9 protein-coding genes are annotated in these 12,496 nt (G+C 34.2%); 2 read left to right on the forward strand and 7 right to left on the reverse strand.

The window, feature by feature from the left end; genetic code table 11:
- The 5 genes from ACEN2I_RS10280 to porU form a co-directional block, all read right to left on the reverse strand.
- On the reverse strand, positions 1–1,465 hold a 1,465-nt coding region (locus tag ACEN2I_RS10280), incomplete at its 3' end, for a 2-oxo acid dehydrogenase subunit E2 (RefSeq protein ID WP_441766018.1).
- Between the two features lie 6 nt (positions 1,466–1,471).
- Positions 1,472–2,470 (reverse strand): pyruvate dehydrogenase (acetyl-transferring) E1 component subunit alpha, encoded by a 999-nt coding sequence (pdhA, locus tag ACEN2I_RS10285; protein WP_441766200.1) that lies wholly within the window; start codon positions 2,468–2,470, stop codon positions 1,472–1,474.
- A 169-nt stretch (positions 2,471–2,639) separates the two neighbouring features.
- Entirely contained in the window at positions 2,640–3,122 is a 483-nt protein-coding gene (gene cdd, locus ACEN2I_RS10290) for a cytidine deaminase (RefSeq protein WP_441766019.1), read from the reverse strand.
- A 77-nt stretch (positions 3,123–3,199) separates the two neighbouring features.
- Positions 3,200–4,396 (reverse strand): type IX secretion system outer membrane channel protein PorV, encoded by a 1,197-nt coding sequence (porV, locus tag ACEN2I_RS10295; protein ID WP_441766020.1) that lies wholly within the window; start codon positions 4,394–4,396, stop codon positions 3,200–3,202.
- Between the two features lie 48 nt (positions 4,397–4,444).
- Complete coding sequence (gene porU, locus ACEN2I_RS10300; protein ID WP_441766021.1) at positions 4,445–8,281, reverse strand: type IX secretion system sortase PorU; 3,837 nt, start codon at positions 8,279–8,281, stop codon at positions 4,445–4,447.
- Positions 8,282–8,493: 212 nt separating this feature from the next.
- Here porU and gldJ point away from each other — a divergent pair, with 212 nt between their 5' ends.
- Both gldJ and ACEN2I_RS10310 read left to right on the forward strand, forming a co-directional pair.
- Positions 8,494–10,182, forward strand: a complete 1,689-nt coding sequence (gene gldJ / locus ACEN2I_RS10305; protein WP_441766022.1) for a gliding motility lipoprotein GldJ — start codon at positions 8,494–8,496, stop codon at positions 10,180–10,182.
- Positions 10,183–10,292: 110 nt separating this feature from the next.
- The gene (locus tag ACEN2I_RS10310) at positions 10,293–11,579 is read left to right on the forward strand and encodes a UDP-N-acetylmuramoyl-tripeptide--D-alanyl-D-alanine ligase (protein ID WP_441766023.1); all 1,287 of its coding nucleotides are present in this window, start codon (positions 10,293–10,295) and stop codon (positions 11,577–11,579) included.
- 45 nt (positions 11,580–11,624) lie between these two features.
- Here ACEN2I_RS10310 and ACEN2I_RS10315 read toward each other — a convergent pair whose 3' ends face one another.
- Together ACEN2I_RS10315 and ACEN2I_RS10320 are read right to left on the reverse strand one after the other, a co-directional pair.
- Positions 11,625–12,233 (reverse strand): alpha-ketoglutarate-dependent dioxygenase AlkB family protein, encoded by a 609-nt coding sequence (locus ACEN2I_RS10315; RefSeq protein WP_441766024.1) that lies wholly within the window; start codon positions 12,231–12,233, stop codon positions 11,625–11,627.
- On the reverse strand, positions 12,220–12,465 hold the full coding sequence (locus tag ACEN2I_RS10320; protein WP_441766025.1) for an Ada metal-binding domain-containing protein: 246 nt from the start codon (positions 12,463–12,465) through the stop codon (positions 12,220–12,222). Before ACEN2I_RS10320 ends, ACEN2I_RS10315 begins: the two co-directional genes overlap by 14 nt.
- Between the last annotated feature and the right edge of the window lie 31 nt (positions 12,466–12,496).

The following is a 12,496-nucleotide window of genomic DNA, read 5'->3' on the forward strand; positions in this document are numbered from 1 at the left end:
TCGCAGAGTTTGGCTGGTTGATAATTGAATTAAATTCAGTAATACCAAACATTCCAAGGTTAGATACTGTAAACGTAGTTCCTTCCATTTCCTGTGGTCCCAATTTTTTATTTTTAGCTCTTCCGGCAAGATCTCTTACTGAAGCACCAATTTGAGATAAACTCATAGCATCAGTAAATTTCAATACAGGAACTACTAATCCGTCTTCTACCGCTACAGCAACTCCAATATTTACGTGGTGGTTGATGATGATGGCATCTTCTTTCCACTGAGAGTTAATTTTTGGATGCTTTTTCAAGGCTAAAGCACATGCTTTAATTACCATATCGTTGAAAGATACTTTTGTATCCGGAACCGTATTGATTGTTGCTCTTGCGCCCATTGCTTCATCCATACTTACTTCGATCACTAAGTTGTAGTGAGGAGCTGTAAATAAAGATTCTGCCAAACGTTTTGCGATAATTTTACGCATTTGAGAGTTTTTGATCTCTTCTGTGTAAACTTCTCCGGCAGGAACAAATACTTTTGCAGCAGCTGATTCTTGAGGTTTAGCCTCAGAAGATGCTTTTGCTGGAGGTTGAGCAGATGGAGTAAAGTTTTCAATATCACTTCTTATGATACGCCCGTTTTCTCCAGAACCTTTAACCTGATTTAATTGAATTCCTTTATCAGAAGCGATTTTTTTAGCTAAAGGTGAAGCTAAAATTCTTCCTCCGTTTGAAGTTTCAGCTATAGTTTCAGTTGCTTTTTCAGCAACAGGAGCAGCTTTTGTTTCATCTGCAGCAGGAATACTTGCAGTTGCAGCGCCTCCGGCTGTATAATTGTCAGCAATTCCTGAAATGTCGGTTCCTGCAGGTCCTATGATCGCTAATAAGCTGTCAACTGGAGCTGTGTTTCCTTCCTGAATTCCGATGTATAATAATGTTCCGGCATTGAAAGACTCAAACTCCATAGTAGCTTTGTCTGTTTCAATTTCTGCCAAAATATCACCTTCAGCAACAGCATCACCTACTTTTTTCAACCAGGTAGCTACAGTTCCCTCAGTCATGGTATCACTCAAACGAGGCATAGTTACTACTACAACACCTTTTGGTAATTCAGTTGCAGCTTTTGCAGGAGCAGCAGTTTCAGTTTTAGCTTCAGCAGCAGGAGCTTCCTTAGTTTCTGCTTTTGGTGTTTCTGCAGCAGGAGCATCGCCACCAGCTAATAAAGCTGAAATATCTTCTCCTTCTTTACCAATAATTGCTAATAATGAATCAACCGGAGCAGTTTCTCCAGCCTGAATACCAATATGTAAAAGAGTTCCTTCGTTAAAAGATTCGAACTCCATTGTTGCTTTATCTGTTTCAATCTCTGCAAGGATATCTCCCTCGCTAATTTTGTCGCCTACTTTCTTTAACCAAGTCGCTACCGTTCCTTCCGTCATAGTATCGCTCAAACGAGGCATTGTTACTTTAATAGCCATAATTAATTATAGTTTATGAGGTGTAAATGGATAGTCTTCTTGTGCGTATACTACATCGTATAACTGTTGTAATTCAGGATATGGAGATTCTTCAGCGAATTTCACACATTCTTCAACCAGGTCTTTCACTCTTTGGTCGATTACTTCAATTTCTGCTTCTGTAGCATATTTTTGATCCATAATTACATCTAAAACCTGAGTAATAGGGTCAATTTTTTTGTATTCTTCGATCTCTTCTTTAGAGCGGTATAATTGTGCATCAGACATTGAGTGTCCTCTGTAACGGTACGTTTTCATTTCAAGAAAAGTTGGTCCGTCACCACGACGAGCTCTTTCGATTGCTTCTGTCATTGCTTCAGCAACTTTTACAGGATTCATTCCGTCAACTGGTCCACATGGCATTTCGTATCCTAAACCAAGTTTCCAGATGTCAGTGTGATTTGCAGTTCTTTCAACAGAAGTTCCCATTGCGTAACCGTTGTTTTCAACAATAAATACAACCGGTAGTTTCCATAGCATTGCCATGTTGAAAGCTTCGTGTAAGGAACCTTGTCTTGCAGCTCCATCACCAAAGTAAGTCATAGTTACACCGCCAGTTTCAAAATATTTATCAGCAAAAGCTAATCCGGCTCCTACAGGAATTTGTCCACCAACAATCCCGTGACCTCCGTAAAAACGGTGTTCCTTAGAGAAAATGTGCATTGATCCTCCCATACCTTTAGAAGTTCCTGTTGCTTTTCCTAAAAGTTCAGCCATAACACGTCTGGGATCAACTCCCATGCCAATTGGCTGTACGTGATTTCTGTAAGCAGTAATCATTTTATCTTTAGTCAAATCCATGGCGTGTAAAGCTCCCGCTAATACCGCTTCCTGACCATTGTAGAGGTGAAGAAATCCTCTAACTTTTTGTTGGATGTATAATGCTGCAAGTTTGTCTTCAAACTTTCTCCAAAGCAGCATGTCTTCATACCACTTTAAGTAAACCTCTTTTGTAACTTCTTTCATCTGAATTCTTTCTTTTGCTAAAGTTGTTTTTTGTGTTATCAATTGTTACCTATAACGCAAAAATAGTTTCCTCCCACAAATTTGCGCCCGAAGGGTCGGGATGCAAAAATAAGACATTAGATTTAAGAACTAAAATTTAAAAGCTACTTTTTGGCTTTTTTTGGCTTTTTTATAAAAACTTTTTGTCAAACATGAAAGGGAGTAGGTTTTTAAGGGATGAAGATTGATAAATTGCACCTATTTCCCCCATAAAATAGATTTCTATAGGGATATCTTGTTTAATTTCGTATTCTGCAATTGATTGCCTGCAGGAACCGCATGGCGGAATAGGAGCTTGAGTTTGATTCGTATCAGAAGCTGCTGTAATAGCCATTTTTAAAATTTTAGCTTCCGGATAAATGCTTCCTGCATGAAAAATTGCTACGCGTTCTGCACACAATCCTGATGGATAAGCTGCGTTTTCCTGGTTTGATCCTAAAATAATTTTTCCGTTATCTAATAATAATGCTGCACCAACCCTAAATTGTGAGTAAGGGGCATAGGCTTTTTTACGAACTTCTACAGCCTGATCCATTAAATTCTGAATATCGTTTGGTAGTTCTTTTAAGCTATCGAAAACCAAAAATGATGATGTTACACTTATTTCTTTCATTGTTTTTAAGGGAAAAAAAATCCAAATTCCTAGAAATAGAAATTTGGATTTGATATTGTTTTTTATTTGTTGTTTGATTAATATTCTTCGTATTTATCACCAAAATTAAAGGTTAAAGAGAAGCGAAGTGTGTTTTCTAAAGGATTTTTAACTTTTGATGCAGAGAATAAGTACGAAACATCCACTTTTACAATGTTGTATTTGAATCCGGCTCCTAATGAGAAAAATTGTACAGCTCCTTTTTCAGGACTTTGGTGGTAATATCCTGCACGCATCGAAAAGGAATCCTGATAGGTATATTCTCCGGAAAGGCTATAAGTAATTTCTTTTAATTCTTCACTAAAACCATCCGGTGCATCACCAAAAGATTTAAAAATACCCGGGACCCAACCGATAGAATTGTATTCGTTGTTGGCTTCCTGAACACCATTGCTTTCTCCTGGGTCTTCAGTGTCTCCATCGTTATTTAAATCAATAGGAACAGGTATTTGTGGAGTAGGAACAAGTAGTTTTGTGAATTCTAAACCTACAGCTACTTTATTATAATCATCTAATATAAAATCAAAACCCCCACCTAATCTTAAGTTGGCAGGAAGGAAGTTTGATCCAGATCCATCCTTTATTCCGCTTAAGTCATAATTGATTTTTGGACCAAGATTCTGAAAGTTAAAACCCGCTCTCCATCTTCCGTTGAAATCTCTGTAGGCAACTTCTTCAGACTGATAAAATCCGGCAACATCAAATGCAAATGATCTCGCTGCAGATAAACTTTGTCCTTCGGTTGTAATTCCTAGATTGGAACTAATAAATCTCGCTCCAACTGCCATCGAGAACATTTCACTTAACTTTAATGAATAAGATCCGTCGATTGCAAATTCTGATGGTTTAACTGTATTTGGAACATCATTAGCATTATTTCTTAACTCAATATCACCAATGCTGAAATAGCGTATGCTACCGGCAAAAGCACTTCGTTCGTTAATTTTATTGTAGTAAGTTACCTGGCTTAATGAAATGTCATTTACTAAATCAGTTAAATAAGGAGTATAACTCACAGAGAATCCTTGTTTGTCGATCGAAAAAGCATATTTCGCAGGGTTCCATTGTTGAGAGAATACGTCTGCAGATGTTGCAACTCCCTGATCACCAAGACCGGCAGCTCTTGCGTCAGCAGCAACTTGTAAAAAAGGAACTCCCGTTGTAATTGGTCTTTCTTGTGCTTCAGCAAAAGATATAATAATAAAATAAAATAGTAAGAGCGATATTTTTTTCATTTATATTAAGTAAAGTGTTAGTTCATATGTTAGTGGTACAAATATATATTATAGAATAACAAGTTTTTCATACTTTTCTGCTTTTTTGTTTGTTAAATTGGATTTGACAGTAAGTTTATAAATGTAAACCCCTTTTCCTATCCTGTCTCCAAAATCATCTTTGCCGTCCCAGGTAATTTCTCTGGATAAGAATCCTTCGGTAGTGATAATTTGGTTTTTTGTCCAGACAACCTTTCCTGTTATTGTCATTACCTGCACCTGCACATTTAAAGGTTCGTAAGGTTTATTATGAGAAAACCAAAATTGAGTGTAGGTAGAAAAAGGATTAGGGTAATTAAGAACGTGAGTCAATGTTAGCGATTCATCGCCAGTGACTATAAATTGTATTTCACTTGTTACCGGATTATTATAAACATCCCAGGCAGTAAAACTTATCGTGTGCATTCCTACACTTAAATTACGTAATGGAAAACGTAAATTTCCATTTGTGTAATCATCCAATTTTGTTTGATAATAATCATTCAAAATATAAGGATTGCTAACATCCCCATCTAAAACAGCAATAATATCATGACCAATTCCGCTTGCTGTGTTAATTCCGTTTTCGTCTTCAAGAAGCGCTAAAAGAAACGGGGAGTCATTTGTAATTCCTCCAGACACAAAAGTTTCATCGTTCATATATAACTGCACTTTTGGACTAATATTGTCCTGAGGTGCATTTTCGTTAATTCCTCCTATTTTTATAATGTCACTATAGCCTGACTGGTTTTCTAAAACTTCATTCTTTTTAGAATAAAAACTAATTCTGCCATTGTTAACAGGGATGCGAATATCCCGGGGTACTACAAAACTAAATTCAAATTGACCATTGGTTATAGAAGCATTTCCTCTAAAAATAGTTTCTCCTAAAGTTTTGAATTGCATTGCAGGGCTAAAACCGTCGTTGTTTAGTGTTGTGTTAGTAATTAATTTATCAAAAACAGCTGTTGAAAGTTTGCCATTATAATTGCTTAAGATATTGTTGTTTTCATCTGTGATTTCTCCTGATATTTTAATTTTAGCCAAAGATTTAAAATCTTCAATTACTCCTGAAATAGCTGCGTCATTTACTTTTGTTAAGTTAATTCGGGGTTTAGGGACGGCTAACATTATTGCAGGATCCCCTAAATAAAAAACAACATTACTCGAAGAGCTTGGATTTTCATTTTTGGAGATTCGAAGCGCTTCAGCAATCGTTGTGTATTGATTGGATCCGAAAGATAAAAGGTTTTTTGTTAAGTTGTCATTAAAATTTTCAGCATTGTATTGTCCGATTGAGCGAATCGTCGTCAGCATTGCAATGGCTCCTCCTTTTGGATTCCAAAAAGTGTATTCGCCAGCTGTAGGGTGAGTTGGGTCATCAAAGCGAGAAAACTCACAGGTTATAGTGATAAATAATGGATATTTATATTGATTACTTAAATTTTGACCATCTGATTTTTCCCAAATTCGTTCACCCGATAATCCATCTTCTCCTCCATGGCCTAAGTAGTTAAAGACTAAAGCGCCTTTTTCGAAAGCGTCAAAAAGGTCTGTTCTTGCTTTCGGATATCTGGAGCCGCCCGCAGATGCTTCTTGTGTATAGGAATCCAGAATGATTTTGTCAATATTTAAAAAAGGTTTCTCGGCAGCGATTTTGTCTGCTAAAGTGTTTTGACGAGATTGTAATGTGGCGTCTGAAGCTTTGTCAGAATCATCACTAATTAAAACAAAATTATTTCGCCAGTTTCCGTAAGATTTAGTATTGTGGTATTCTAAAACTTTATTAACCATTTCTTCTGCCTGTACATTGTCAGAAACCAACATTCTTCCTGTAGCGATATCTATTCCTCCAAAAAATGATATTACATTTCCTTCATTATCATCCATTAAACCGTAGAAATCATCAGATGCAAATGAAGATTCTCCAATGGTGTTACTGTTTAAAGAATGATATATAGGTACAATATTAGTGTTGTTGGAAATGCGGTTTTTATAATCGAATGAGGCATCACCAAATAGATTAAGATATTTTACTCTCTTGTCAGATGACGAGGCATTTTTGTATACATACCTAATACAATTTCTGATTGCTGCAATATCTTGCTTTCCTGAAGAAAACTCCTGATAAATGTTTTCAAGTGTTACAACTTTCACATTTAAATTAGAATAGGTTTTATGAAAATTAGCCAGTTTTTCAGCTTGCGAAAGCAAAACCTTCGGAGTAATAATTAAATAATCAATATCCTGAAAATTATTCTGAGCATTTTTAAAAAGAGTGCCTTTTAAGTTTTGAGTGACAATTTTTGATTGATTCTCTTTTAAAGGAGTGTAGTAGTCTGTTGGGTCAATGGCTATATATTTTCTAATTTCACCTAAAGAAGCTTTGAAACTTAGATTGTCCAAATTGCTGTTTTCAATTTTTGACACATTATATAAGTCTGTAATGTCCCAAATTTGTGAAATACCCGAAGCGCTCGAGATAGTGTAATTAACAATTCCTGAGGTGGAACCAGCAAGATCATACTGAAATTGAAATTGTTTTCCTGTTCCTTTTAGCTTTCTTTTAGCTGTTAAGTTAATATAATCCAGATATCCTTTAGAGCCAGGTACTCCATTGTTGTTATAAGTGAGTTTTATTTTTACATTTTCAGATCCTGTAAAACTTGTATTGCCGGGCAGATTCCCGCTATAAAATTTTATGTCAGAACTGCTGCTGAGTTGACTAAAAAAAATATTTCCAATATTCTGTCCGTTAGCTGAAATAACAAATGAAGTATTTGTGTATGCAGCAGATGCTGCAACAGTTTCTATTTTTATTGGAGTTGAAGCTTCAAGGTTTGGGAAATTGAATTCAAACTCTTGTTCCTGATTGATCTCAAAAGATTCTCCAAACCATTGACGTCCCGAATGTGCTATGTTAGTCAAATCGATTTCGTGAAATTGATGGTCGTCAAAGGTAGATAATTCTAAAGTAGAGTTTCCATTAGGCTGGTTTATATTTGAAATCCTTTTTCCGTCACCTCCTTGTGTGGTAATATAATAATAAGATTTACTATCGTATAAGTTAATATTGGTTTTGCTTTCAGTATTCCAATTGTTAATTCCTTCTGCGTAAAAAAGAATATAATCTTCATTGTTAAAACTTCCATCGTTTTCCCCAATCACCTGAATGGCATTTTCAATTAAGTCATCAGGATAGTAGATGTTGTTAGCTAAAGGAAGCATTCTTCCTCCATTTCCGTAAATTTTGATTTTTTTAGGATTACTTTTGGCAGTATCAAAGCCAAGACTTTGTAAAAAAGATTTTGAAAGTTTATAAACGCCTGATTTTTCGACATAAAAGCGATACCAATCTCCAGAGGATAAAACCGAATTTGAAATACTATTTGACTTTAAAGAGGAAGCTGAATTGTTGTTTTTTGAAGTGTTACTATTTATTGAGTAAGAAAAAGATTTAATTCTTTTAAAACTATTTCCTTCATATACTATTGGAGATAAAGAAATAAAACCTTGTTTTTGATCTCTTGAAGTAGCTATTTGGAGTGTTTCGTTTGGTTGGTTGGGGATGTTTTTCAATAATAAATCACCCAGATCTGCAGCAGAAACAGTTTCGTATATAACATTGGTAATTTGAACGTCACTGTTGTTTGAATAACCGGAATAATCTGGTCTAAATAATAATGTTATGGTTTTTTTAGTAATATCATAACGAAAATTATCACCAGTAAAGTAAGGGATGTTCGTTTTGAATTCACCGAAATTCATTTCTTTTTTGTTTTGCCAATCTATTGTAAAGGTGCCGTTTTTCTGGGAAAATAAGAAAAATGGAGTTAAAAAAAGAAATAAAAGTACAGCTTGTTTCATAGTTAAAGAAAACGAAATTAATTTTAAAATATTTTAGTAAGTAAAAATATAGCATTTAATGTAATTGTAATAATAAAAAGTATATTTTTGCGTTCGAAACTATAGGTTATTTTCTGGTAAAAAACAGCTAAATAAAATTATTAGAACACATGTTGCTAATTAAATGTTAATTATTATATTGCAGCACCTAAATTTATCACCTAAGAATGAGTATGAAAGTAAACAAAATTGTAGCCTTGCAAGTAATGATGTCAATAGTATTGATGTTAGGCACGGCTAGTTGTAGCAAAAAATCAAGTTCTAGCCGCGCTTCAAGAGCAACAGGTTGGGACGTTGATAGTCAGAATGGAACGGCTGCTAGAAATGCAGGGAAAAAACAACAGGCTGGACCTGGTTTAGTTTTCGTTGAAGGAGGTACATTTACTATGGGTAAGGTACAGGATGATGTTATGCACGATTGGAATAACACACCAACTCAACAACACGTTCAATCGTTTTACATGGATGAAACGGAAGTTACCAATGGTATGTATTTAGAATACCTGGAATGGCTGAAAAAAGTTTTTCCTCCAACAGAGGAAAGTTATAAAAATATTTATGCCGGAGCATCACCTGATACTTTAGTATGGAGAAATCGTTTAGGATATAATGAAACGATGACAAATAACTATTTAAGACACCCTGCATATGCTAACTATCCGGTAGTTGGTGTAAATTGGATTCAGGCAGTTGAATTCAGCAAATGGAGAACGGATCGTGTGAACGAAGCTGTTTTAGAAAAAAATGGATATGTAAAAAGAGGTGCTAAAAAAGACGATGTTACTGCAGAAAGTTTATTTAGTACAGAAGCTTATATTGCTTCACCTTCTACTTCTTACGGAGGTAATGAAGAAATTGTATTAAAGAAAAGTCCTAATGGCAGAAGACCTAAAAAAGGAAAAGATGGTACTGTAGAAGAGCAGAAAAATGTTTACGCACAACGTTCCTCTGGTATTATTTTGCCTGAATATAGACTACCTACGGAAGCTGAGTGGGAATATGCAGCCGCAGCAGATGTTGGACAAAGAGAGTACAATATTTACAAAGGTCAAAAGAAATATCCTTGGTCAGGAGATTATACACGTTCAACAAAACGCAAAAACAGAGGTGACCAATTGGCTAACTTCAAACAAGGAAACGGTGATTACGGTGGAATTGCTGGTTGGTCAGATGATGGTGCTGATATCACAAATAATGTAAAAAGTTATCCAGCAAATGATTTTGGATTATATGATATGGCAGGTAATGTAGCAGAATGGGTTGCTGATGTATACAGACCAATAATCGATAATGAAGCAAATGATTTTAACTATTATAGAGGAAATCAATATGCTAAAAACAAAATTGGTAAAGATGGTAAGTTGGAAATTATCACAAAAGATAATATTAAGTACCAAACTCTAAGTAATGGTAAAGTTATTGCTACAAATTTACCGGGAGAAATTGCTCAGGTTCCGGTTGATGAAAATGAAACTTATTTGAGACAAAATTTCAATAAAAGCGATAACATAAATTATAGAGATGGAGATAAACAATCATCAAGATATTATGATTTTGGAGATTCAGAATCAGCTGATGATGCTAAAAAAGAAGCAATGTACAATTCTCCAATCCATAATGTTACTACAGATAGTTTAGGTAACATGGTAAGAAAATATGACAGTTCTAGCAAAAGAACAACTTTAATAAACGATAATGCAAGAGTTTATAAAGGAGGTTCTTGGAGAGACAGAGCTTACTGGTTAGATCCGGCTCAAAGAAGATATTTTCCTCAGGATATGGCTACTGACTACATCGGATTTAGATGTGCAATGTCTAGAGTAGGTGCTAAAACTGAAAGAAGAAAATCACCAAGGAATTAAATTTTAGAAATTCCAATAAAAAATTCCAAATTCCAAAACTGTTTTTCAGTAAGGGATTTGGAATTTTTTTTATTGTTTTTCTATTTTTATAATCTATTAAATGCTATAAAATGAATATTAAAGAAATTCATGACTTGTTTTTAAAATGTAAATCTCTTTCAATTGATACGCGTAAAATTGAAAAAGATTCCATATTTTTTGCCATTAAAGGAGAAAATTTTGATGCGAATACATTTGCTCAGGAAGCACTGCAACGGGGAGCTTTATTTGTAGTAATTGATAATCCATCATATTTGATTGACCATAGGACAATTTTGGTTGAGAATAGTTTAAAAACGTTACAGGAATTAGCAAAATTTCATAGGAGATATTTGAAAATTCCTATAGTTGCATTAACGGGCAGTAATGGCAAAACAACTACAAAAGAACTTATAAATGTTGTTTTATCGCAAAAATACAATACAAAGGCTACTGTTGGGAACTTAAACAATCATATTGGCGTCCCGCTAACTTTATTATCATTTACCAACGAAACAGAAATTGGAATAGTAGAAATGGGTGCTAATCATAAAAAAGAAATTGAATTTTTATGTGAAATAGCACAACCTGATTATGGTTACATTACTAATTTCGGAAAAGCACACTTAGAAGGTTTTGGGGGTGTTGAAGGAGTAATAGAAGGAAAAAGTGAAATGTATAAATACTTACTTGAAAATAATAAATTAGTTTTTATTAATTTAGATGACCCTATTCAGGTTGAAAAATCAAAAAACATAAAATCTTTTACATTTGGGATACACAATAGTTTTGCAGATTTAAATGTCCAAAAAACAGAAGCGAATCCATTTGTAGTAATTACTTATAATGATTTTATTGTAAACTCTAATTTAATAGGTCTTTATAACGCTAACAATATTAACGCTGCTGCTGCGATTGGAATTCGCTTTAATGTTGATAATGATAATATTAAGGCTGCAATTGAAAACTATGTTCCAACAAATAACAGATCTCAGTTATTAAAAAAAGATTCATTTCAAATTATCCTTGATGCTTATAATGCAAATCCAAGTAGTATGGCTGTTGCTATTACTAATTTTTTGCAATTAGATAATTCAAATAAAATCATGATTTTAGGAGATATGTTCGAGCTTGGTAATGAAAGTCAGCAAGAGCATAAAATTATTGTGGATTCTTTGACAAATCAGAAGTCGTCAACAGTTTATCTGATTGGGAAATCTTTTTTTGGGAATTCCGTAGCTAATGAAAAGCTTCATTTTTTTGAAACTTTCGAAGATTTTGCTGAATATTTAAAAGAAAATAAATTCAAAAAGCAAAGTACTATATTGATTAAGGGATCACGTGGTATGGCTTTAGAAAGGACTCTGGATTATTTATAACAATAGTATAAGGCCTAACAATTTCTAAAAAATAGTTAGGCTTTTTTAAATAACAATAGTTCTGAAAGTCAAATTAATCCGTGGTTTTTTAGTGATCTTAGTTGGGGGTAGCCGGTGTAGCCAATGTGTTTGAGTTTCGTCTTTCATAATCAATAAACTGCCGTGTTCGAGAGTTAAAGAGATCGTTTCTTTTGATACTTTATGCTTAAAATAAAATTTTCTTTCAGCGCCAAAACTAACTGAACCAATTGCGCCATTTTTCTTTAAATCTTTTTCGGCATCACTATGCCACGCCATTCCTTCATCGCCGGAATGATATAAATTTAGAAGACAGGAGTTGAAAGTTTCACCTGTTTTCTCTTCAATAATAGTTTTTAATTCTAAGAGTTCCTTTGTCCACGGAATTGCTTTTTTTGTGGTATTCGAATACGTATATTCAAAACCCGAATCGCCATACCAGGCAACTTTTCGCTTTGTGATAATTAATTTCCCGAAGATTATGGCTTCATCATTTTTCCATTCTATGGAATTCAAAAGCATTTCTAAATAATGATTTGAATTTTCTCTGGAGAATAATTTTCCATAATAATTTACAGTTCCATTTTTAGGAAGCAGGTTTGTGTTTTCGTCTGTACAAGGATTAAATAAGTCCATTTTTCCAGTTTTGATATTCGGTTTTCATGCAATGTCCGCAAGGTCTAAAACTATTTTCTTTGGCTTCGTTTTCAGATAAAAAGAAAACACGACTTTCCCGTTTCATTCTTTTTCCGTAAGAACATTTTAAAGTTCCGTAGATTTTTAATTTTCGGTTTCCACCAAAGCAAATTTCTACATTTTTAATTTTATTGCGGAGATCTGAATCAGAAATTTCATTATGTTGAATCATTTTTTTATAGTTAGAGAATTCGGCGAGGTAA

It is taken from the genome of Flavobacterium sp. W22_SRS_FK3 (assembly GCF_052113665.1).
Classification (GTDB): Bacteria; Bacteroidota; Bacteroidia; order Flavobacteriales; family Flavobacteriaceae; genus Flavobacterium.